Source organism: Pseudomonas sp. GV047 (assembly GCF_003058245.1).
Classification (GTDB): domain Bacteria; phylum Pseudomonadota; class Gammaproteobacteria; order Pseudomonadales; family Pseudomonadaceae; genus Aquipseudomonas; species Aquipseudomonas marginalis.
Genome location: NZ_QCWA01000009.1, coordinates 31498 through 55017, shown reverse-complemented (window position 1 = coordinate 55017; position 23520 = coordinate 31498). Strand labels below are relative to the sequence as shown.

The window sequence follows — 23520 nt, the reverse complement described above, 5'->3', positions numbered from 1 at the left end:
TCAGGGCTGTGAGAACGTTGAGTGATTGTAAGTCTTTGCCTGGATTGGTCAGCGCAGGTTTTGTTGCGTGAAACGCTGCGCTGCCAAACGCCAGGCGTACGAGGGTTCCCTATCCCTGCGCGGCCAACCCGCCGATATACCCATGAGAATAAGGGGTCTTCGGTTTTACGATAAGCTTCTCCAACCATGTTGGGTCCAGCGGGTCAATGGATTTGCCTCCCTCCAAAATCTTCACGTTTTCGCGGCTCAAGCGCTTCATGGCTTCGCTCAATTTCTGTGTGTACTGGCTGGCTGGGCAGACGATATCTGCCCATGCATCGACAATCCAGGCATCCGCCCAAGCAGGTTCCGAGAAGTCTACTGTGCCTTGGGGGAGCGTGGAGGGGCCTTCGACGACGGTGAGCGCATGTGCATCCGAAGCGTGCCATTCGTAAGCGCTGCCACCGCTTTTTTCAATGATGTCCTTGGACAGCAGGGCCATTTCTCCGCAGTTGCCGGCGCCGGCTTTCAAGATCAGGTTCGGGCGGTTCAAGGCATGAGCCCGTACGGTTTCGCGTAACCATCCATTGACCATGCTGGCTGCATCTGCGCGTGCCATATCCGCTTTTGAGCGGACTATATTGCCGGGCCCCAGCCCGGTTGCCTTCATGGCGCGATCCACGCTGTTTTTTGCCTGGACTGCATAGAACTCGTTTTTTTGTCCTTGTGTCCAATCGGCGAAATGGTCGGGTGGATCGACCTTGGTAACTTGATTCGGCCGCAACGCTATATCCGGTTTGCCTATCGCCCTGGTCCGCTGCAACTGGTAGATCACTTCACGCTGTTGTTCGTGAGTAAGGCCTTTACACGACGCTTTTAGTTTATCGATGTCTTCTTTCAGGAAACCGGAACACTCCAGCTCTTTAAAGGCTGAATCCAGTTTGGGCAACGCAATGAAGTTGGCATCAAACGGCATCTCAGTGACACTTTGCCGTGTACTGAATGCGTTGCGGTAACCCTCGACCAGAGAAAAGTCGTGGGGCGTGCATTTATTGAACGTCAGTTCGCCGGTGGAGGTGTCATTCAGCTTGGTGTAATAAAACTCTGCGGTATCAGCCTCTATCACCAGGTATTTGGTTTTACTTGCTCCCCTCTCCACAATCACGCCTCGAAGTTCACGTTTGTCATTGCAGTCATCGCTGATTTTGTTGAGCGTGACCACACGGGTTTCCTTTGCAAACGAATCACTGGCGTGTGCGCCGGAGAAGCCAAAGTCGGGATCGTGTTTGAGGCTGCCGCTGATCTGCGATTTGTAGACGATGGGTTTGTTCTGAGGCATCGGGACCAGTTGGGGGCCCATATCGCCATCGACCATTTTGTATCGACGGCGCTCGAAAATGACAACTTGGTCCCTTCTCAACAAACCTGGCGTCGAGGGGAACAGGCGCTGGTGTTCAAGGGCTTGAAGTTCCCGGCGCGACGTGTCGGCAACGATCTTTATTTCCTTGGAAAAGCACGTATCACTGGCCCCGCGCCTGACCCTGCCTTGTGCAACCGGAGGGGCTGGGCAGATCGCTTCAAAGCCCTCCAGGGGCTTAAAGTGATCGGCTGATTCCAGATCGCTCAGCACGCCAGGGGTGCGGGTGTCGTAACGGTAGACCTTGCCCTCATTGACCAGATCAAAGCCGTGGGTGCGGGGCAGGGTATAGGCATCGGCGGCCAGTGGTTTTTCCGTGACCAGTGCTTGAGTACCGTCCGAAAAGGTCTCTTGTCTCACGACTGAAGACGTATCAGAGACGAACCCTTCCAGGGCTGGCCCGTAAGCTGTCATGGTCTTGGCGTCGTAGGCGTACCATTCGCCATCTTGCCGCACCGCGGTGAGCCTGATCTGCTGCGCGCTGCCGGATTGAATAAGTGCACCATCGGCCCTGTCGGCCGCCGCGCCCCATTCGCCGGCTGCTTGTTCCACAAGAGGGCTGCCCTGCATACGACTGACTGAGCCAAACGACTTCATGGTGCTGGCGGCCGTCACGTCTTTGACCGCCATTGAGGCGACGCCTTTTTCGGCTGCAGATTCAACGACAGTTTCTCCAAACTTGACGGCTGCACGTTCGAAGGCCCCCGCAGCGACTGACCAAACCTTTCCTAATGCACCAGGGACGACAATGCTCAGCGCATCAAATAAGAGGTCCCGGCCGGCCTCGGCGTAGTTGCCTTGGTAAAGGTCTTCGACGCTGCTGACGCCAGGGACCATGCGCGCCAGGGAACTGAGCCGTTGAAGAAACGTGGGGCCTTTGGTTTCCAGGGCGTTATAACCGTGGTTGATCGCCTTGTACTCGTCTTTGCGCAGGAAGTGCGAATCGACGCAGATAGTGGCGATTTTCCCGAGTTGCTCATTAAAGAACGCGGGCGCCGCGTTTGAGCGGGTGTCGCGGAATGTGGCCCGACCGTCATTTACCAGCTCCCCATTCACCAGCGTGCTCGGTGTGATGCGGTCGACAATGACCTTGGAGGTCCTTCCGTCTCGTGGCGCCGCCGCCGAATTGAAGGCGGCGAAGTCCAATGGCAATTCATGGGGGCCTTCATCGGCGCCGTCATAAATCTTGCCGAAATTCTTGTTCGTACCGCCCAGGGGCATGGGGTTCGGCAGATTCGATATTGTTTTTACCGTGCCGGCATCGGGGAAGACGGCTACGTCAGTGATGTTGCCGTTGTGTCCGGTCGCACGAAGCAGTAGGCCGTGGCTGCCTTTTTTACCGGTTTTGGCGCTGAGGTGTTGCCACGCACTGGTGTCTGATTCCCGAACGCTGTAGTACTCAATCCTGCCGTTGGCCAGATGGTTGCGGACCTCGGCCGGGAGCCTGGACAGCAGGTCCTTGATAATCACGATCGAGTGCGCGCGACGAGGGACGAAATCGCTTTCGATCGCTGCGTCGTACTGTGTATTGACGTCGGGCAATTGGTTCGCCTGATCATGCATTGCCTGGATAGGGATACGCGCATCCCTGGCTTCCCAGGCAGGAGTGGTCGAGCCACTTGTCAAACTATCGATCAGGTTTGTTGGCTTGTAGGTATCCCCCAATTGTTCGGCTTCATAGGCTTCGACCACGCTCGCCAGGGTGCCGTACAACTGATCGCTCTCTCTCCAGAGGCTGCGTTGTTCATAGGGGATTCCGTTGCCAAATTTCTGCTCGAGGTACTCAAGTGCCAGGGCGCGTCGGGTGGGCACAGGGTTATCCTTGATATAGCGTTTGGCCTCTGCCACAGCAGTGGTTTGTTCACCCAGTGCCTTGATACACGCTTGCAGCAGCTCTGGCGTGTACTCGTCATTGGCATTCCTGCCGATAACGCCATTGATGATCCCCCAATCAATCAGAGGGTTCATTTGCGCCCTGAGCAATTGCAGCTGTTCATGGGCGGAGAGAGGCTTGACCTTGTGGTAGTCCATCACTTGCTTGAAATTCATATGCCGCGTGGCGCCGGGCGCTATTTGTTCGATCCGGTTTACAGCCGTATGAAACATCGCCCATTGGGGTGTGCCCTGAACAAGGGACGGGGGCAGATCCTTGACCAGAAACTGCGGTGCGGCGCCCGACATCAGCAAATGCGCCGCAATCATTGCCTGCGGGGTTGGCACGTTGCCGGCGCCGGGATGATCAAGGTGGAGTGCAAGGCCTTGGCGTATTTCATGCGCAGGCCTGCCCCAGTTTTGCGCCTGCATGAAGTCATAACCCGCCACATGATTGCGCTGCGTGCCGGCCGCTGGATCAAGCTCCAGTACCCACGCGGTCAGTAGCCACTGCTTGAGACTGGTCGAAGTGACTGCACCCTTCATCTCGGTTTGCAGATTCGTGGCCAGTTCCAGGGCGCTGTCGCTGGACAGCAGTTGGTCCAGCGCTTGTGCAGGGCTGCTGCTGAGCTGAAGGGGTTGGGCACTCAGGTAGCTGAAGAGGTTGGGATGGGGGACGATGGATTGTTTCACGAACCTACTCACGGCTTCGCGTTGGGCCGTGCTCAGCGGAAGGTCCGTGGCCAGAAAACCCCAGTTGTTGCCCAATGTAGGAGCTTGCGGCGTAGGTGTCTGCAGTGCCAGTAACAGGTTATCGACCTGCGCTGCCGACGTGGCTCCAAACCAGCCCTGATCCGCCAGGAATTTCTGCACGGTCGTCTCGCCTTTAGGCCGATGGGACGAATCCGGGTCGAGAATGAAGCGCGTGGCGTCGTCGTTAGAGAGGTAGCCCTGCTTGAGCTGATTGATCAGTGCATACCGATCGTTGCTGTCACCCAATGCGGTTTTTTGCTGGTTCAGCCAATTCACCATTTGTTCCGGGTGGTCGGGGCTCCTTGGGAACATCTTCATACTGTCCAGCTGCGTCATGCTGGTGTCGAATGCCTGGCTGCCGGGCTGCGTAGTGATGCCATAAAAGCGGCCTACCCAGTCCAGCGGCACGGTGTTGCTGCTGGCTTGAGACAGTGTGATCGGCCTTCCAGGCGTCGCAAATACCCGGGCGGCGCTGAGCACCGGCGCCAGCACGTCGAAATGCTCGGGGTGGTTTTTCGCAAAGTCGGCGACGGCAAAGCGCCGGTCAACGCCGTCGATTTTGCCGATCAGCGCCTCGCCATCGGGGTCAAAGCGCAGGGAGGTCAAATCAACCTTGTGTTTCTCGGCCCACTCGGTGAAACCACGCGCCTTGATGGCTTTGTCCAGGTAGCTGCACCATTGGCCGAGCAGGCTGTCAGCCGGGATCGGTCCGATCATCCTCGTCGAGGCTTGGGCGGGATTGTTTTTCAGCCCGTGCATTGCGCGATACGTGGCGGTGGCCAGTGCGCTTTCGGCGCTGGCCAGGGCGTCTTGCGGGGAGGGTGCGCTCTCCACCGTCGCGCTGAGACCCGACTCCACAGCGGCCGCCAGGGTTTCAAGTTCAGAGCCGGTAGTGGGCGTGTCGGCAAGCTGTTGGGTGATGGCGTATTGGCGCTCACGTACAGCCGTATACCAGGTGCTGTCCGCGTGGGGGGCTGTGAATGCCTTGAAACCGTTGTTACCGGTCATCTCGATACTTCGGTCGAGAAGCGAGACCAGGGCGGGTAGGCCGTTTTGTTGACGAGGTATCTCTTCCTTGTAAAACCACATGACCTCATACAGTGATGCGGAGGGTGGGGAGGGGTATCGAACGGGGCGTTCCGCTCCAGCCGCCATCTGCCGGATTGCATCGGCTATTTCTGCCCAGACGCCACCCCAGCCCGAAAGATCGTTCGGCTTAAAGAGGGTGTCCTTGCCATTCACCTTGCCTGTCAGCTCACCGGTGACGGGGTGGATACGAACGCTGCGGGCCTCAACGTTGTTTTCTTGGGCAAAGGTGGTAAAGGCACTGCCGGTCAATGCATCCAGGAGGTTTTTGCGCACCTGGTTGAACGTCGAATACTTCGGAACCTCTTTGAGCACCGGCGGGAAATCGTCGCCTTCGATTCGCAATTGAGGTGTGAGTTTCAGCATGGCCTGGCTGCACTGTTGTGCCAGGGCTCGATCGGCTTCCTGGACCTTTTGCTCCACGCTTGAGGGTGTGAACTGCTCGAGGCGCAGTTTCAATTGATCCGGCGGCAAATCCATGATCCGTTGGCCGGCTTCTCGCTGTCGCTGTTTGACCGGCGCGTAAACCGTGGCGTAGTTCGGATCGGTAGTGTTGAACGCGTGGAAGTTGCCCTCGCTCAGCAGTTGTCCGATGGCAAGCAAGGTGTGGTCGCTTTCGATTTGGCCCAGTTGCAAGCCGTAGAAAGCGGCGACGTTGAAGGCCGACGCTTGATTGCGCCCATGGAAATCAACGGCCAGCGAGGTGTCCCCGGCGATCCTTTTGACTGCGGCCAATACCGCCCCTGACGCGGCTGCCCAGCGGGCGTCGTTACCCAGGGAGAAGTCGGCAGGCGGCTCCTTGCCTGTTTCGATCAGGCGGCCTTCGGGAGTCATGGTCAGTTGGGAGAGATCGAGCTTCCTGGCCTCGGCAAACGATTTGAACGGTTCCGAGTGCAGCGCGTCAGCCAGTTCCGTCCAGGCGTGGCCGAAGGTGGAGTCGGCCGGGATGGTCACCTTGTCCTCGGCATCGCCGGAGTGACCTTTCTCGACGGCAAGCCGTTGGCGCATCAAGCTATTGGCGACGCCTATGGCCAATTGTCGGTCACCGTTTTCAACCAAGGCTTCGGCGAACTGGCGAACGGGTGCAATGCGTGGGGCGGAGGTTGATGAAATATCACGGCGCTTTCGGCTCAGGCGCGGCGGGGCAGGGTAAGTGTTTGGTGCACTGGGCGAGGCGCCATCCAGTATTTCCTGAATAAGCTGGGCATAGGTTTTTTGCGGATTGATTGCGCTGGACTGGTTGAGTCGCTGTCCCACCTCGTTGTGCAGCGCTACATCCGTCAGCGGTTCACGTGTGTTCTTGATCAACTGGCTGATTTGTTCGTCCAGGCTGGACTGTTCTTTGGTGACCGCAAACCTGAGCAACTGCTCGATGCGCGTGCGGTCTGGCAACGGTATATCACTCGCTTGGGCGCTCGCCCGCATGGGTTGAGCGCCGTTCAAGCGTTTAAGAAACAGCTCGATGACTTGGGGTGTCACTGACCCGGCAGGTTTTGTGGGCAGATTCAGTTCCTTTGGAATGAAGAAACCTGGCGTGTGCGACGGCCGAACATTGATCATGGAACTACCCTATGCCTGCGTAGATTGAGTTCCCCTCTTGCTGGTTAAACGAGAGAGGCACTTCGCTAAGTGGCCTGGGGCTTGTTCCACGTTCCTGTTTGGGGTGGGAATTGCCGACACGCTTTGTAAGTACCTGTTTAGTTAGGTGCTGGGTCAGGCCAGGTTTTGTTCCGTCAGACGCTGAACTGCCAAACGGCGGTAGTGAGAGGGGGTCATGCCCTTGAGCTGCTGAAAGCGCCGGTTGAAGTTGGAAATGTTGTTGAAACCCGACTCGAAACACACATCCGTCACGGCCTTGTCGCCATCGGCCAGCAGCTCGCAGGACTTGCTGATGCGCAGCCGATTTACAAACTCGATAAACGTGCGCCCGGTCGCCTGCTTGAACACCCGGGAAAAGTACGTCGGCTTCATCCCCAGGTGCTCCGCCACTTCCTCCAGGGGCAACTCGCGCGCGTAGTGGGCGAAAATGTAGTCCACCGCGCGGTTGGTGCGGTCGATACTGTGTTCATCCGCCAGTTGCGGCGTGGTCACGCCGGACAGCAACTGGTAGTCCTCACAGCTGCTCAACACTTCCAGCAGGATAAAGAAGTGCCCCAGGCGCGCCATGCCCCGGGCATCTTCGATACGCTGCATCAGGGTCATGGCCTGGGCGATGGTTTTCTTGCAGCGAAACTCGATGCCGGACTGCGCGCGCTCCAGCATGGGTGTCAAGGTCTTGAGCTCGGCGAAAATATGGCTGCCCTGCTCGAACAGCTCATCGGTGAAGTTCACCAGCATGTCGCGCTTGGGCACCACTTCGTCTTCCTCCACCTGGCTGATCCAGTTGTGGGGCAGGTTGGGCCCTGTGAGGAACAGGCTTTCCGGATAGAAGTTGCCGATATAGTCGCCGATAAACACCTTGCCGGAACTGGCGACGATCAGGTGCAGTTCGTATTCCTTGTGGAAATGCCAGCGCACCAGCGGGCAGGGGAAACCATGCTGGCGATAGATGATGGACAGGCCGTTGTGATCGTCCATCAGCTCGTAGGAAGGGTCAGTGATACGCGTTGCTCGGGTCATGCTGCCGTCGCTTTATTGTGGTTGCTGCTGGGGATAATGCCCCCTCGCGCACGACCTCGCCAGCGCCGCGGTTCACAGGCTACGGTTTTTCGCCTCGATCCACTGGGACATGTACTGCGTACTTTTATGCGCATGGTGGCGCAGCATGCTGCCGGTGAAGTTGCTGCGGCGATGGGCGGCGAGGTGGCTGCGGCAGTGTTGCAGGCACTCCACCAGTGCAGGCCCGTGGACAGTGCGGTCATAACGGCCGGCAATCAGTTGGCGCCCATCCTGCTGGGCCTGGGTCCAGCGTTCGCGATCCTGATAAAGCGCCACGGCCGCCGCCGCCAGGGCTTCGGCGCATTGCTCGATGGCGCCGGGCCATGGCCGCTCGTCGCCCATGGCCTCGGCGCCGATGGGGGTGGTGATATTGGGGGTGCCGCAGAGCATCGCATCGGCCAGCTTGCCCTTGATACCCGCGCCAAAGCGCAGGGGCGCCAGGCAGATGCGCGCAGCTGTCATCACTTGCAGGGCATCTTCGGCCCAGTTCATCACATGAAAGCCCTGCGCCGGGTTGTGCAGGGCGGTGGCCTTGGGCGGGGTGTAGGCGCCGTAGATATGCAGCTGGGCACCGGGCAATTGCTGGCGAATCAATGGCCAGACGCTGTTCTTCATCCACAGTACGGCGTCCCAGTTCGGCGCATGGCGGAAGTTACCGATGCTGAGGAAGTGTGCACGCTCTTCGAACGGCACCAAGGCCTCGGTTGGCGGCGTCATCATCAGCGGGCACCAGTGGAGCAGGGCGGCGGGCAGCTTGAACTGTTCGGTGAGCAGGCGGATTTCCACGTCGGAGATCATCAGGCTGATGTCGCAGCGGTAAATCGCGGCGATTTCGCGCTTGGCCAGGTCGGTGTCGGCCATCAGTTGGAACGCCTCCTCCAGGGCCGGGGCGAACAGCGCGCTGAAGTCGTCGCTGCCCGGGTGGGCCTTGAGGTGCGCCTTGAGGCGCTGCTGACGGGCGTCGCGCAGGCTTTGCAGGTCGGAGGTCTCCAGCACGCGCAGGGCGTCGGGGCAACACTTCTCCACGCGCCAGCCAAACTGTTCTTCCATCATGAAACGGTCGAACAGCACGATGTCCGGGGCCAGTTCGCGGATAAAATCGTCGAAACTGCTGTTATTGAGCTCAATCGCGCATTCGGCGATGCCCAGCGCCAGCAGGTCGGCCTTGTGCTCGCCCAGTGCTGCCGGGCTGCTGAAGGTAATATCCCAACCTTGCGTAAGAAAAGTTTCGAGGATCTGCATCATATGCCCGCCCGCGGCCGAGGAACGGGGCTCCGGCCAGACATAACCAATGACCAGGACTTTGGTGGCGGGCTGATTCATTAACAACGGTTTCCTTGGAGGGCAGGCGCAAAGCGCGCAATTAAACCACAACCGCGTGGCATGACAATTTGTGTCTGGCGGTAGGTAGCCACGGTACTTTGTGGTTAACTTCCGCCTCTCGAATTCGTTTAACCAAAACCCAGCATAAGGATTCTGTTCATGGCTCAAGTCACTCTTCGCGGTAACCCTGTCCAGGTTGAAGGCGAATTGCCGAAAGTCGGCTCTGAAGCAGCAGACTTCACCCTGACCGCCGGCGATCTGTCGGATGCAACCCTGGCTACCTTTGCCGGCAAGCGCAAAGTGCTGAATATCTTCCCAAGCGTCGACACCCCGACCTGCGCCACGTCGGTACGCAAGTTCAACGCCCAGGCCAACGAACTGAACAACGCCGTCGTACTGTGTATCTCCACCGACCTGCCATTCGCCCAGGCGCGTTTCTGCGGCGCCGAAGGCCTGGAAAACGTGAAGAACCTGTCGGACTTCCGTGACCCTGGTTTTGCCGTCGATTACGGCGTAGCGATTGCCGATGGCCCGCTCAAAGGCCTGACCGCCCGTGCGGTCGTGGTGCTGGACGAAAACAACACCGTGCTGCACAGCGAACTGGTTTCGGAAATCGGCCAGGAGCCGAACTACGAAGCGGCCCTGGCTGTTTTGAAGTAACTGTTTCGGCGCGTTACTGTCGTTTTGCAGTAACACCCGTAAGACATGATTGCGGCCTGGCCTAGTCCAGGCCGTTTTCATTTGTGGCTCAGACGTTTAGCGAAATAGCCCGCAGACTAAGCCGCAGAAGTTAAAAGTTGTAAGCCCAAGGTAAATAGCCGGTAAAGGCGCTTTTCTTAACGCGCTCCAGTGCTTATCTTTCAGCCTCCCGAAGAAGAAGCTCTCGCGCCCAATGGTTGATCACTCCATGCAATCCTCCCCCCGCAACTCCCGCCGCTGGCTGTTCGGCCTGCTCGTGCTGCTGGTTATCGCCGGCCTGTGCTGGAAATTCTGGCCAGGCGGCGCCGCCCACAAAGACGCACCGGCCGGGCATACCGGTAAAACCGGCATGGCGCGCCCGGGGTTCGGCGGGTCCACCGGCCCGGTGCCGGTGCGTGTAGCGCCGGCGGTGCTGGGGGAGTTCCCGGTGTACTACAAGGCCTTGGGCACGGTCACCGCGCTCAATACCATCAATGTGCGCAGCCGGGTGGGTGGCGAGCTGGTCAAGATCGCCTTTGAAGAAGGGCAGATGGTCAAGGCCGGCGACCTGCTGGCCGAGATCGACCCGCGCAGCTACCAGAATGCCTTGCTCCAGGCCCAGGGCACGCTGATGCAGAACCAGGCCCAGTTGAAAAACGCCCAGGTCGACGTGCAGCGTTATCGCGACCTGTACGCCCAGGACAGTATCGCCAAGCAGACCCTGGACACCGCCGAAGCGCTGGTCCTGCAATACCAGGGCACGGTCAAGACCAACCAGGGCGCGGTGGACGACGCCAAGCTCAACCTCGAGTTCACCAAGATCCGCGCGCCTATCAGTGGTCGCGTCGGCTTGCGCCAGGTCGATGTGGGCAACCTGGTGGCGGCCAACGACACCACCTTCCTTGCGGTGATCACCCAGACCCAACCGATCAGCGTGGCCTTCACCCTGCCGGAAAACACCCTGGAAACCGTGCTCGCCCGTTATCACGCCGGCAACAAGCTGCCCGTGGAAGCCTGGGACCGTGGCGACGTCAAGCGCCAGGCCACTGGTGTGCTGCAAAGCCTGGACAACCAGATCGACGTCACCACCGGCACCCTGAAATTCAAGGCGCGTTTCGATAACAAGGACCAGGCGCTGTTCCCCAACCAGTTCGTCAACGTGCATTTGCTCGCCGATACCTTGCACAACGTGGTGCTGGCGCCGTCCGCCGCGATTCAGTTCGGCAACACCGGTACCTTTGTCTACAAGCTCGATGGCGACAAGAAGGTCAAGGTCCAGCCGCTGGTGGTGGGTGACACCGATGGCGACAACACTGTGATCAAGGAAGGCCTGGTCGCCGGCGACCGTGTGGTGCTGGAAGGCACCGACCGCCTCAAGGACGGCAGCGAGATCGAAGTGGTCAACGACAGCAGCGAAGTGCCGACGACGCCCACCGAACACCTGCAAGGCAAGCCGGCGGCTAAAGGGGAGACCGGCACCACCGCCGGCAAGGCGCAAAAGGTCGGTTCATGAACCTGTCGCGGCTGTTTATCCTTCGCCCGGTCGCCACCACGCTGAGCATGCTGGCGATTGTTTTGGCCGGCATTATTTCCTACCGCTTGTTGCCGGTCTCGGCGCTGCCCCAGGTGGATTACCCGACCATCCGGGTGATGACCCTGTACCCCGGTGCCAGCCCCGATGTGATGACCAGCGCGGTCACCGCGCCCCTTGAGCGCCAGTTCGGGCAGATGCCCGGCCTGACCCAGATGGCGTCCACCAGTTCCGGCGGCGCCTCGGTGCTGACCCTGCGTTTCAACCTCGACATCAATATGGATGTCGCCGAGCAACAGGTGCAGGCTGCAATCAATGCCGCCACCAACCTGCTGCCCAAGGATTTGCCGGCGCCGCCGGTGTACAACAAGGTCAACCCCGCGGATACCCCGGTGCTGACCCTGGCCATTACCTCCAAGACCATGCTGCTGCCCAAGCTCAATGACCTGGTCGACACACGCATGGCGCAGAAGATCGCGCAGATCAGCGGCGTCGGCATGGTCAGCATCGCCGGTGGCCAGCGCCAGGCCGTGCGCATCAAGGTCAACCCCGAAGCCCTGGCGGCCAACGGCTTGAACCTCTCCGATGTGCGCACCCTGATCGCCGCGTCCAACGTCAACCAGCCCAAGGGTAACTTCGACGGCCCCACGCGGGTGTCGATGCTCGATGCCAACGACCAGTTGGTGTCGCCCCAGCAATACGCCGAACTGATCCTGGCCTACAACAATGGCGCGCCTTTGCGCCTCAAGGATGTGGCGCAGATCGTCGACGGCGCCGAAAACGAACGCCTTGCCGCCTGGGCCAATGAAAACCAGGCCGTACTCCTCAATATCCAGCGCCAGCCGGGCGCCAACGTGATCGAGGTGGTCGACCGCATCAAGGCGCTGCTGCCGAGCATCACCGACAACCTGCCGGCCGGCCTCGACGTGACGGTGCTGACCGATCGCACCCAGACCATCCGCGCCTCGGTCACCGATGTGCAGCACGAATTGCTGATCGCCATCGCCCTGGTGGTGATGGTGACGTTCCTGTTCCTGCGGCGGGTCAGCGCCACGATCATTCCGTCGATTGCCGTGCCGCTGTCGCTGGTGGGCACCTTCGGGGTGATGTACCTGGCCGGGTTCTCCATCAATAACCTGACGCTGATGGCCCTGACCATCGCCACCGGTTTCGTGGTGGACGATGCCATCGTGATGCTGGAGAACATTTCCCGCTATATCGAGGAAGGCGAGACGCCGCTGGCTGCTGCGCTCAAGGGCGCCAGGCAAATCGGCTTCACCCTGATTTCCCTGACCCTGTCACTGATCGCCGTATTGATCCCGCTGCTGTTCATGGCTGACGTGGTGGGACGGCTGTTCCGCGAATTCGCCATCACCCTGGCGGTGGCGATCCTGATTTCCCTGGTGGTGTCCCTGACGCTCACGCCGATGATGTGCGCGCGTTTGCTCAAGCGCGAACCCAAGGAAGAAGAACAGAGCCGTTTCTACAAGGCCAGCGGCGCCTGGATCGACTGGCTGATCGAAGCCTACGGGCGCAAGTTGCAATGGGTGCTCAGGCACCAGCCGCTGACCCTGCTGGTGGCCATCGCGACCCTGGGCCTGACCGTGGTGCTGTACCTGGTTGTGCCCAAGGGCTTTTTCCCGGTGCAGGACACCGGGGTGATCCAGGGTATTTCCGAAGCGCCGCAGTCGATTTCCTTTGCTGCCATGAGCCAGCGCCAGCAGGAGCTGGCGCAGATCATCCTCACCGACCCGGCGGTGGAAAGCCTGTCGTCCTATATCGGCGTGGATGGCGATAACGCCACCCTCAACAGCGGCCGCTTGCTGATCAACCTCAAGCCCCACGGCCAGCGCGACTTGAGCGCGGCCCAGGTGATCACGCGCCTGCAACCGCAGATCGACAAGCTGGTGGGCATCCGCCTGTTCATGCAGCCGGTGCAGGACCTGACCATCGAAGACCGTGTGAGCCGCACCCAGTATCAATTCAGCATGTCCTCGCCGGACGCCGACCTGCTGGCCCTGTGGAGCGGCAAGCTGGTGCACGCATTGAGCCAGATGCCGGAACTCACCGACGTCGCCAGCGACCTGCAGGACAAGGGCCTGCAGGTGTACCTGGTGATCGACCGCGATGCGGCCTCGCGCCTGGGCGTCAGTGTGTCGACCATCACCGATGCCCTGTATGACGCGTTCGGCCAGCGGCAGATTTCCACCATCTACACCCAGGCCAGCCAGTACCGCGTGGTCTTGCAGGCCCAGTCGGGGGAAACCCTGGGCCCGGCGGCGCTGAACCAGATCCATGTGAAGACCACCGACGGCGGCCAGGTGCGCCTGTCCAGCCTGGCCCATGTGGAACAGCGCCAGGCGCAGTTGGCGATTGCGCACATCGGCCAGTTCCCGGCGGTGATGATGTCGTTCAACCTGGCCCCCGGCGTTGCCCTGGGCAAAGGCGTGGAGCTGATCAACCAGGCGCAGAAGGACATCGGCATGCCGGTGGGCGTGCAGACCCAGTTCCAGGGCGCGGCCCAGGCGTTCGAAGCGTCGCTGTCGAGCACCTTGCTGCTGATCCTGGCGGCGGTGGTCACCATGTACATCGTGCTGGGTGTGCTCTACGAGAGCTATATCCACCCGATCACCATTCTCTCGACCTTGCCCTCGGCCGCGGTGGGGGCCTTGCTGGCCTTGCTGCTCAGTGGCAACGACCTGGGCATGATCGCGATCATCGGCATCATCCTGCTGATCGGTATCGTCAAGAAGAACGCGATCATGATGATCGACTTCGCCCTCGACGCCGAACGCAACCAGGGCCTGGACCCGCAGACCGCGATCTACCAGGCGGCGCTGCTGCGCTTCCGGCCGATCCTGATGACTACCCTGGCCGCCCTGTTCGGTGCAGTGCCGTTGATGCTCGCCACCGGCTCCGGTGCCGAACTGCGCCAGCCCCTGGGCCTGGTGATGGTCGGCGGCCTGCTGGTGAGCCAGGTGTTGACGCTGTTCACCACGCCGGTGATCTACCTGTATTTCGATCGCCTCGGCCGCCGCTGGCGCAAAGAGCCGCAAAGCCTGGAGCCGGTTGAGTCATGAACCTGTCCGGACCTTTCATTCGCCGGCCGGTAGCGACCCTGCTGCTGAGCCTGGCGATCATGTTGCTGGGCGGGGTCAGCTTCAACCTGCTGCCGGTGTCGCCGCTGCCACAGATCGATTTCCCGGTGATCGTGGTCTCGGCCAGCCTGCCCGGCGCCAGCCCCGAGGTGATGGCCTCCACGGTGGCCACGCCGCTGGAGCGTTCCTTCGGCGCGATTGCCGGCATCACCACCATGAGCAGCTCGTCGAGCCAGGGCTCCACCCGGGTGATCCTGGCGTTCGACTCCGACCGTGATATCAACGGTGCCGCGCGGGAAGTGCAGGCGGCGATCAACGCCTCGCGCAACCTGCTGCCCAGCGGCATGCGCAGCATGCCCACCTACAAGAAGATCAACCCGTCCCAGGCACCGATCATGGTGCTGTCGCTGACCTCGGACGTGTTGCAGAAGGGCCAGTTGTACGACCTGGCCTCGACCATCCTCTCCCAAAGCCTGTCCCAGGTGCCGGGCGTGGGCGAGGTGCAGATCGGCGGCAGCTCCCTGCCGGCGGTGCGCATCGAGCTGGAGCCCAAGGCCCTCGACCAGTACGGCGTGGCCCTGGACGACGTGCGCAACACCATCGCCAATGCCAACCAGCGTCGGCCCAAGGGCTCCCTGGAAGACAGTGAGCGCAACTGGCAGATCCAGGCCAACGACCAGCTGGAAAAGGCCAAGGACTACGAGCCGCTGCTGATTCGCTACCAGGACGGCGCCGCCCTGCGCCTCAAGGATGTGGCGAAGATCAGCGACGGCGTGGAAGACCGCTACAACAGTGGCTTCTTCAACAATGATTCGGCGGTGCTGCTGGTGATCAACCGCCAGTCCGGCGCCAACATCATCGAGACCGTCAGGCAGATCAAGGCGCAACTGCCGGCGTTGCAGGCGGTGCTGCCGTCCAGCGTCAAGCTCAGCCTGGCCATGGACCGCTCGCCGGTGATCACCGCCACCTTGCATGAAGCCGAGATGACTCTGCTGATTGCCGTGGGGCTGGTGATCCTGGTGGTGTACCTGTTCCTCGGCAACTTCCGTGCCTCGCTGATTCCAACCCTGGCGGTGCCGGTGTCGCTGGTGGGCACGTTCGCGATCATGTACCTGTACGGGTTCTCACTGAACAACTTCTCGCTGATGGCGCTGATCCTGGCCACCGGCCTGGTGGTGGACGATGCCATCGTGGTGCTGGAGAACATTTCCCGGCATATCGACGCGGGCGTGCCGCCGATGAAGGCCGCTTACCTGGGCGCCGAGGAAGTCGGTTTTACCTTGCTGTCGATGAACGTATCGCTGGTGGCGGTGTTCCTCTCGATCCTGTTCATGGGAGGGATCGTCACCAACCTGTTCCGCGAGTTTTCCATCACCTTGTCGGCGGCGATCATCGTGTCGCTGATCGTGTCGCTGACGTTGACGCCGATGCTCTGCGCCCGTTGGCTCAAGCCCCACGTGAAAGGGCAGATGACCGGTCTGCAGCGTTGGAGCCAGAAGATCAACGACCGCATGGTGGCCGGCTACGCCACCAGCCTGGACTGGGTGCTGCGCCATCGCCGCCTGACCTTGCTCAGCCTGCTGCTGACCATCGGCGTGAACGTGGCGCTGTACGTGGTGGTCCCGAAGACCTTTATGCCGCAACAGGACACCGGCCAATTGATCGGCTTTGTGCGCGGGGACGACGGCCTGTCGTTCAGCGTCATGCAACCGAAGATGGAAATCTTCCGCAAGGCGGTGCTCAACGACCCGGCGGTGCTCAGCGTGGCCGGCTTTATCGGCGGCAACAACGGTACCAACAACGCGGTGATGCTGGTCCGCCTCAAGCCCATCAGCGAACGCAAGGTGTCCGCCCAGGCGGTGATCGAGCGCCTGCGCAAGGATGTGCCGCTGGTGCCGGGCGGGCGCCTGTTCCTGATGGCCGACCAGGACCTGCAATTCGGCGGCAGCCGTGACCAGACCAGCGCGCAGTATTCCTACATCCTGCAAAGCGGCGACCTGGCCGCGCTGCGCCTGTGGTACCCGAAAGTGGTCGCGGCGCTGCGTGAGCTGCCGGAGCTGACCGCCATCGACGCCCGCGAAGGCCGGGGCGCGGCCCAGGTCACGCTGATTGTCGACCGTGACCAGGCCAAGCGCCTGGGCATCGACATGGACATGGTCACCGCGGTGCTCAACAACGCCTACAGCCAGCGGCAGATTTCCACCATCTACGACAGCCTCAACCAGTACCAGGTGGTGATGGAGGTCAACCCCAAATATGCCCAGGACCCGATCACCCTCAACCAGATGCAGGTGATCACCTCCAGCGGCGCGCGGGTGCCGTTGTCGACCATTGCCCATTACGAGAACAGCCTGGCGGACGACCGCGTCAGCCACGAAGGCCAGTTCGCCTCGGAAAACATCGCCTTCGACATGGCCCCCGGGGTCACGGTGGAGCAGGGCACGGCGGCCATCGAGCGGGCGATTGCCAAGGTCGGCCTGCCGGAAGATGTGATCGCCAAGATGGCCGGCACCGCCGATGCCTTTGCGGCCACGCAGAAGGGCCAGCCGTTCATGATCCTCGGCGCGCTGGTGGCGGTGTACCTGGTGCTGGGCATTCTGTATGAGAGCTACATTCATCCGCTGACGATCCTCTCGACCCTGCCGTCGGCCGGCGTCGGCGCGATGCTTGCCATCTACCTGACGGGAGGGGAGTTCAGCCTGATTTCCCTGCTCGGCCTGTTCCTGTTGATCGGGGTGGTGAAGAAGAACGCGATCCTGATGATCGACCTGGCGTTGCAGCTGGAACGCAACGATGGCCTGGGCCCGCTGGAATCGATTCGCAGCGCCTGCCTGTTGCGTCTGCGGCCGATCCTGATGACCACCCTGGCGGCCATCCTCGGCGCCTTGCCGTTGCTGCTGGGCACCGGCGATGGCGCGGAAATGCGCCATCCCCTGGGCCTGACCATCATTGGCGGCCTGATTTTCAGCCAGGTCCTGACCCTCTACACCACCCCGGTGGTTTACCTCTATCTCGACCGCGCGCGCCACCGCTTCAACGCCTGGCGCGGTGTGCGTACCGATGCTGCCCTGGACACTGCGCTATGACCGATTCAACCTTCGCCAAATTGGCCATGACCCGGGGTTCCCGTGTTGCGAGCCTGGTGCTTTGCGGCGCACTGCTCAGCGCTTGCGCCGTCGGCCCCGATTACCATCGCCCGGAAGTCACTGAACCCGCGCAGTTCAAGGAGGCCCAGGGCTGGCGCCAGGCCGCGCCGAGTGATTCCCTGGCCCGTGGCGCCTGGTGGGAGCTGTACGGCGATCGCCAACTCAACGACCTGGTGCTGCGCCTGAATAATTCCAACCAGACCGTGGCCCAGGCCGAAGCGCGTTTTCGCCAGGCCCAGGCCCTGGTGCGCAGCTCACGCGGGGCGTTTTACCCCAGCGTCGACCTGAGCGCGGGTAAAACCCGCGCCAGCCAGGGCACCGGCAGCAGCAGCGCCAGCCTCAGCAGTTCCAGCAGCGGGATCCGTGACACCCTCAACGCGCAGCTCGGCGTGAGCTGGGAAGCCGATATCTGGGGCAAATTGCGCCGTGGCCTGGAGGCCAACGAGGCCAGCGCCGAAGCCAGCTCGGCAGACTTGGCCGCGATGCGCCTGAGCCAACAGTCGGAACTGGTGCAAAGCTACCTGCAACTGCGGGTCATGGACGAGCAGACCCGCCTGCTGCAAGCCACCCTGGACACCTACCAGCGCTCCCTGCAAATGACCGAAAACCAGTACCGCGCCGGTGTCTCCGGCAAGGACGCGGTGGCCCAGGCGCAAACCCAGCTCAAGACCACCCAGGCCAGCCTGATCGACCTGATCTGGCAACGCGCCCAACTGGAAAACGCCATCGCCGTGTTGATCGGCGAGGCACCGGCCAACTTCAACCTGGCGGTGAGCAAGGACATCCCGGCCCTGCCGCAGATTCCGGTCAGCCTGCCGTCGCAATTGCTTGAACGGCGCCCGGACATCGCCTCGGCCGAACGCTCGGTGATCGCCGCCAACGCCAATATCGGCGTGGCCAAGGCCGCCTATTACCCGGACCTGACGCTGAGCCTGGCCGGCGGCTATTCCAGCAGCACCTATGCCGACTGGATCAGCCTGCCGAACCGCTTCTGGTCGGTTGGGCCGAAACTGGCCATGACCCTGTTCGACGGCGGCCAGCGCTCGGCGGAAGTCGACCGCACCGTGGCGTCCTACGACGAAACCGTGGCCAAGTACCGCCAGACCGTGCTCGACGGCTTCCGTGAAGTGGAAAACTACATGGTCCAGCTCAAGGTGCTGGAAGACGAGGCGGTGGTCAGCAACGAAGCCCTCGAGGCCGCCCGAGAATCGCTGCGCTTGACCCAGAACCAGTACAAGGCCGGGCTGATTGCCTATCTGGATGTGGTGACTGTCCAGGCCACGGCGCTGAGCAACGAGCGCACCGTGTTGACCCTGTTGCAGAGCCGCCTGGTGGCCAGCGTGCAATTGATCGCCGCGCTGGGCGGTGGCTGGGATGGGCAGACGCCGATTGCCGAGAAGGATTGATCGATCGTTACCATGTGCGTGGGAACGCAGTGTGTGGGTAATTTCAGTCAGTAGATTGGCGTCAAATTGCCACTAATGGCCCTCTGATAATTAATCAACTGTCCAAGAATTATTCTCGCTACAATCGCCCGCTTTGCCACTTGGCACGGGCGTTTCGGGTCCGTTGCCCACGAGAAGTCCCATGCTTATCGGTAGCTATTCCCCTTCGCTGGTCGCGATCTCGCTGTTTGTCGCGATCCTCGCTTCCTACACCGCCCTGGACCTTACCGGCCGCATCGCGACCGCCAAGGGGCGCGCTGTGTATTTATGGATAACCGGCGGGGCCATGGCGATGGGGGTAGGCGTCTGGTCCATGCACTTTATCGGCATGCTGGCGTTGCGCCTGCCGTTTGCCTTGGGCTTTGATATCGGTATCACCGCGCTGTCGTTGTTGATCGCGGTATTGTCCTGCGGCTTTGCATTATGGCTGGTCAGCCAAGCGCGTTTGCCTGCCTGGCAACTGGCGTTTGGCGCGCTGGTCATGGGCAGCGGTATTGCCACCATGCACTACACCGGCATGGCCGCGATGCGCATGACGCCGGGCATCGACTATGACCCCACGCTATTTGGCCTATCGTTGCTGATCGCGGTGGTGGCGTCCGGCGCCGCGCTGTTGATTGCGTTCAACCTGCGCCGCAACACGCCTTACGTACGCCTGGCCCGTGGTGGTGCGGCGGTGGTGATGGGCTTTGCAATCGTCGGCATGCATTACACCGGCATGGCGGCCGCACGCTTTGCCGATGAAAGCTACTGCGCCGCCGTGCTGGACGGTTTGAGTGGCAAGGGCCTGGATAACCTGGTGTTGGTGACGACCCTGGCGGTACTGGCCATCGCGTTGCTGACGTCGTTGCTCGACGCGCGCCTGGAAGCCCGCACTGCGGTGCTCGCCGACTCACTGACCCAAGCCAACCAGGAACTGACCCACCTGGCCCTGCACGATATGCTCACCGGCCTGCCCAATCGCACCTTGCTGGCCGATCGTATTCAACAGGCCATCGAGGCGGTAAAGGAGCAGGGCGGTTGCTTTGCCCTGATGTTCATCGACCTGGATGGCTTCAAGCCGGTCAACGATGCTTTTGGCCATCACATGGGCGACCAGTTGTTGCGCGAAGTCGGCCTGCGCCTGCGCGAAGACCTGCGCAGTCACGACACCCTGGCGCGCATCGGCGGCGATGAGTTTGTATTGCTGGTGCAGTTGACCCAGCCCGACGATGCCCTCGGCCTTGCCGAACGCCAGGTGGTGCTGATCAACCGCGCGTTCCAGGTGGCCGAGCATGAGCTGAAGATTTCCGCCAGCGTCGGCATCGCCATGTTCCCGGGCAATGGCAACACCCCCCAGGAACTGCTGATGAACGCCGACGCCGCCATGTACCATGCCAAGGGCATGGGCAAGAACGGCTACAGCTTCTTTGATGTGTCGATGAACACCAATGCGCGCAAGCAATTGCAGCTGCTGCAAGACCTGCGCAATGCCCTTGAGCACGAGCAGTTCCGGCTGTATTACCAGCCCAAGTTTGATGCGATCAGTGGGATCCCGGTGGGCGCCGAAGCGCTGGTGCGCTGGGAGCATCCGCAACAAGGCTTGTTGTTGCCGGCGACCTTTATCGAACTGGCGGAAAAAACCGGCCTGATCATCCCCATCGGCGAATGGGTGCTCAATGAAGCCTGTCGCCAAATGAGCCTGTGGTACGCCCAGGGTTATGAGCACTGGCGCATTGCGGTGAACTTGTCGGCGTTGCAGTTTTGCCACGCCGGGCTGGTCAACAGCGTGGCCGGCGCCCTGGCGCGGCACCGGTTGCCGGCCAACAGCCTGACCCTGGAAATCACCGAAACCACCGCGATGAGCGATGCCGATGCGAGCATGACGGTGTTGCAGCAGCTGTCGGACATGGGCGTGGACCTGTCCATCGACGATTTCGGCACGGGCTACTCCAGCCTGATGTACCTCAAGCGCCTGCCGGCCAACGAGTTGAAGATCGACCGTGGTTTTGTGCGTGACCTGGAGCATGACAGCGACGACGCCGCCATCGTGTCTGCCATTGTTGCCTTGGGCCAGGCGCTGGGGCTGCGAATCGTCGCCGAAGGTGTGGAAACCGATGTGCAGCAGAGTTTTCTCACACGGTTGGGGTGCAACTCCCTGCAAGGCTACCTGCTCGGCCACCCGTTGCCGGCGGACGGTTTCATGGACCATATCCAGCGCGGTGAAGACGCAGCGGCGCCTGACAAAAGCCGTGCGTGACGGTTAGTATCGGATCCAACCCTAAACACCAGGTTGGATCAGGAGACCGCACGCATGGACAAAGTCCTCATCATCACCGGGGGCAGCCGTGGTATCGGCGCCGAGACGGCATTGCTGGCTGCCCGCGAGGGCTATCGCCTCTGCATCAACTATCACTCCGATGAAAAAGCCGCCCACAGCGTGCTCGAGCAGGTTCGCGGCCTCGGTGCCCAGGCGATTGCGGTGCGCGCGGATGTCAGTATCGAAGATGAAGTGATTGCGCTGTTTCATCGTGTGGACGCCGAACTGGGCCGGGTCACCGCGTTGGTGAACAATGCCGGCACCGTGGGTCACAAGTCGCGGGTGGATGAGATGTCCGAGTTCCGCATCCTGAACATTCTCAAGACCAATGTGCTCGGTCCGATCCTGTGTGCCAAGCACGCGGTGCTGCGGATGTCGCCCAAGCATGGCGGGCAGGGAGGCAGTATCGTCAACGTGTCGTCGGTGGCCGCACGCCTGGGTTCGCCGGGTGAATACGTCGACTACGCCGCATCCAAGGGCGCACTCGACACCTTCACCCTGGGCCTGTCCAAAGAAGTGGCGGGCGAGGGCATCCGCGTCAATGCGGTGCGCCCCGGCTACATCTTCACCGACTTCCATGCCCTGAGCGGCGACCCGGACCGGGTCAGCAAGCTCGAATCCGGTATTCCCATGGCCCGTGGCGGGCGGCCGGATGAAGTGGCGGAAGCGATTATCTGGCTGCTGTCGGACAAGGCTTCGTATGCCACGGGGACTTTTCTGGATTTGGGTGGCGGTCGCTAGTGATGCAGTGCCTGCACCGGCGCCATCGGGGGCTTGCCCCCGATGGCGTCAGAAAGCGCAACGCCATCACTCAAAACGACCGCACAATCCGCCCCAACGTCTCCATCGCCTTCTCCGAGGCCTCGGTCCACGGGCTGCCGTAGTTCAGGCGAATACAGTTGCGAAAGCGCTGGGTCGCCGAAAAGATCGGCCCCGGCGCAATGCTGATGCCTTGCGCCAGGGCCATCTGGAACAACTTCAACGAATCGGTCTGCTCCGGCAATTCCAACCACAGGAAATACCCGCCGGCCGGCTGGCTCACCCGTGTCTGCGCCGGGAAGTAGCGGGCGATCGCCGCCAGCATGGCGCTTTGCTGTTCTTCCAGGGCATAACGCAGTTTGCGTAAATGCCGGTCATAGCCGCCGTGTTGCAGGTAGTCGGCAATCGCCGCTTGCGCCGGCATCGAGGGGCACAGCGAGGTCATCAGCTTCAAGCGCTCGACCTTCTGGGCGTAGCGCCCGGCCGCCACCCAGCCGACGCGATAGCCCGGCGCCAGGCTCTTGGCGAAGGAGCCGCAGTGCATCACCAGGCCTTCGGTGTCGAAGGCCTTGGCCGGCTTGGGTGCCTGCTGCCCGTAGTACAACTCGGCGTACACGTCGTCCTCGATCAACGGCACCTGATGGCTGCGCAATAACTCGACCAGCGCCTGCTTCTTTGCTTCCGGCAATGTCGCGCCCATGGGGTTCTGGAAGCTGGTCATGGTCCAGCAGGCCTTGATCGGGTAGCGCTCCAGGGTTTGCGCCAGGGCACCCAGGTCGATGCCGTCGCGCGGGTGCACGGGGATTTCCACCGCCTTGAGCTTCAGGCGTTCCAGCACTTGCAGGCAGGCGTAGAACGCCGGGGCCTCGATCGCCACCAGGTCGCCCGGTTCGGTGACCGCCTGCAGGCACAGGTTCAACGCTTCCAGGGCGCCGTTGGTGATCAGCAGCTCCTCCATGGGCAGCATCAGGCCGCCGACCATATAGCGCAGGGCAATCTGCCGACGCAGTTGCGGGTTGCCCGGCGACATGTCGGTGACCACCAGGCGCGGGTCCATCTCGCGGCTGGCGCTGGCCAGGGAGCGGGCCAGGCGCGGCAGCGGGAACAGCATGGGGCTGGGGAAGGCCGAGCCGAAGGGCACGGTGTTGGGGTCTTTGATCGAATCGAGTACCGAGAACACCAGTTCGCTGACATCGACTTCGGTGGACTCATGCACCTGCTCGCTCACCACCGGTTCGGAGAACGGGCTGGGTGCATGGGTGTTGACGAAATAGCCGGAGCGCGGCCGTGCCCGGATCAGCCCGCGACGCTCCAACAGGTAGTAGGCCTGGAACACCGTGGACGGGCTGACGCCATAGGTCTGGCTGGCATAGCGCACCGACGGCACACGCTGGCCGGGGCCGAGGACGCCGGAGCGGATCAGTTCTGCGATGTCGTCGGCGAATTTTTCGTAGCGTTTCATGTTGGCCTTAAACA

Annotated in this window: 11 protein-coding genes; 7 read left to right on the top strand and 4 right to left on the bottom strand. The window is 61.5% G+C overall.

The window, feature by feature from the left end; genetic code table 11:
- Positions 1 to 109: 109 nt before the first annotated feature.
- From C8K58_RS22175 to C8K58_RS22165, 3 genes are all read right to left on the bottom strand, one after another.
- Complete coding sequence (locus tag C8K58_RS22175; RefSeq protein WP_133822141.1) at positions 110 to 6667, bottom strand: hypothetical protein; 6558 nt, start codon at positions 6665 to 6667, stop codon at positions 110 to 112.
- 153 nt (positions 6668 to 6820) lie between these two features.
- Positions 6821 to 7726: an AraC family transcriptional regulator gene (locus C8K58_RS22170; RefSeq protein WP_027606399.1), complete on the bottom strand. Its 906-nt coding sequence runs from the start codon at positions 7724 to 7726 to the stop codon at positions 6821 to 6823.
- A gap of 72 nt (positions 7727 to 7798) precedes the next feature.
- Entirely contained in the window at positions 7799 to 9088 is a 1290-nt protein-coding gene (locus C8K58_RS22165; protein WP_098479674.1) for a glycosyltransferase, read from the bottom strand.
- Positions 9089 to 9247: 159 nt separating this feature from the next.
- Between C8K58_RS22165 and tpx the strand changes: the two genes are divergently transcribed.
- The 7 genes from tpx to C8K58_RS22130 all read left to right on the top strand — a co-directional run bounded on the left by tpx (position 9248) and on the right by C8K58_RS22130 (position 22026).
- Positions 9248 to 9748, top strand: coding sequence for a thiol peroxidase (gene tpx, locus C8K58_RS22160; RefSeq protein WP_027606397.1), 501 nt, complete (start codon positions 9248 to 9250; stop codon positions 9746 to 9748).
- Positions 9749 to 9980: 232 nt separating this feature from the next.
- On the top strand, positions 9981 to 11279 hold the full coding sequence (locus C8K58_RS22155; RefSeq protein WP_027606396.1) for an MdtA/MuxA family multidrug efflux RND transporter periplasmic adaptor subunit: 1299 nt from the start codon (positions 9981 to 9983) through the stop codon (positions 11277 to 11279).
- Positions 11276 to 14377, top strand: coding sequence for an MdtB/MuxB family multidrug efflux RND transporter permease subunit (locus C8K58_RS22150; RefSeq protein ID WP_065927846.1), 3102 nt, complete (start codon positions 11276 to 11278; stop codon positions 14375 to 14377). Before C8K58_RS22155 ends, C8K58_RS22150 begins: the two co-directional genes overlap by 4 nt.
- Complete coding sequence (locus tag C8K58_RS22145; RefSeq protein WP_108574322.1) at positions 14374 to 17481, top strand: efflux RND transporter permease subunit; 3108 nt, start codon at positions 14374 to 14376, stop codon at positions 17479 to 17481. Before C8K58_RS22150 ends, C8K58_RS22145 begins: the two co-directional genes overlap by 4 nt.
- Positions 17478 to 18947, top strand: coding sequence for an efflux transporter outer membrane subunit (locus tag C8K58_RS22140; RefSeq protein ID WP_098479672.1), 1470 nt, complete (start codon positions 17478 to 17480; stop codon positions 18945 to 18947). The genes C8K58_RS22145 and C8K58_RS22140 overlap by 4 nt, the downstream gene beginning before the upstream one ends.
- Before the next feature lie 181 nt (positions 18948 to 19128).
- Complete coding sequence (locus tag C8K58_RS22135; RefSeq protein ID WP_108574321.1) at positions 19129 to 21225, top strand: bifunctional diguanylate cyclase/phosphodiesterase; 2097 nt, start codon at positions 19129 to 19131, stop codon at positions 21223 to 21225.
- Positions 21226 to 21279: 54 nt separating this feature from the next.
- On the top strand, positions 21280 to 22026 hold the full coding sequence (locus C8K58_RS22130) for an SDR family oxidoreductase (protein ID WP_027606391.1): 747 nt from the start codon (positions 21280 to 21282) through the stop codon (positions 22024 to 22026).
- A 70-nt stretch (positions 22027 to 22096) separates the two neighbouring features.
- On the opposite strand, the gene mapR is transcribed toward C8K58_RS22130, so the two are convergent.
- Positions 22097 to 23506 carry a GntR family transcriptional regulator MpaR gene (gene mapR / locus C8K58_RS22125; RefSeq protein WP_027606390.1) on the bottom strand — a complete coding sequence of 470 codons (1410 nt, stop codon included), beginning with the start codon at positions 23504 to 23506 and terminating at the stop codon, positions 22097 to 22099.
- Positions 23507 to 23520 lie beyond the last annotated feature (14 nt).

Excerpts from the sequence above, each read along its gene's own strand:
- C8K58_RS22175 (WP_133822141.1), bottom strand. The coding sequence starts at position 6,667 with ATGATCAATGTTCGGCCGTCGCACACGCCAGGTTTCTTCATTCCAAAG.
- C8K58_RS22170 (WP_027606399.1), bottom strand. The coding sequence starts at position 7,726 with ATGACCCGAGCAACGCGTATCACTGACCCTTCCTACGAGCTGATGGAC.
- C8K58_RS22165 (WP_098479674.1), bottom strand. The coding sequence starts at position 9,088 with ATGAATCAGCCCGCCACCAAAGTCCTGGTCATTGGTTATGTCTGGCCG.
- tpx (WP_027606397.1), top strand. The coding sequence starts at position 9,248 with ATGGCTCAAGTCACTCTTCGCGGTAACCCTGTCCAGGTTGAAGGCGAA.
- C8K58_RS22155 (WP_027606396.1), top strand. The coding sequence starts at position 9,981 with ATGGTTGATCACTCCATGCAATCCTCCCCCCGCAACTCCCGCCGCTGG.
- C8K58_RS22150 (WP_065927846.1), top strand. The coding sequence starts at position 11,276 with ATGAACCTGTCGCGGCTGTTTATCCTTCGCCCGGTCGCCACCACGCTG.
- C8K58_RS22145 (WP_108574322.1), top strand. The coding sequence starts at position 14,374 with ATGAACCTGTCCGGACCTTTCATTCGCCGGCCGGTAGCGACCCTGCTG.
- C8K58_RS22140 (WP_098479672.1), top strand. The coding sequence starts at position 17,478 with ATGACCGATTCAACCTTCGCCAAATTGGCCATGACCCGGGGTTCCCGT.
- C8K58_RS22135 (WP_108574321.1), top strand. The coding sequence starts at position 19,129 with ATGCTTATCGGTAGCTATTCCCCTTCGCTGGTCGCGATCTCGCTGTTT.
- C8K58_RS22130 (WP_027606391.1), top strand. The coding sequence starts at position 21,280 with ATGGACAAAGTCCTCATCATCACCGGGGGCAGCCGTGGTATCGGCGCC.
- mapR (WP_027606390.1), bottom strand. The coding sequence starts at position 23,506 with ATGAAACGCTACGAAAAATTCGCCGACGACATCGCAGAACTGATCCGC.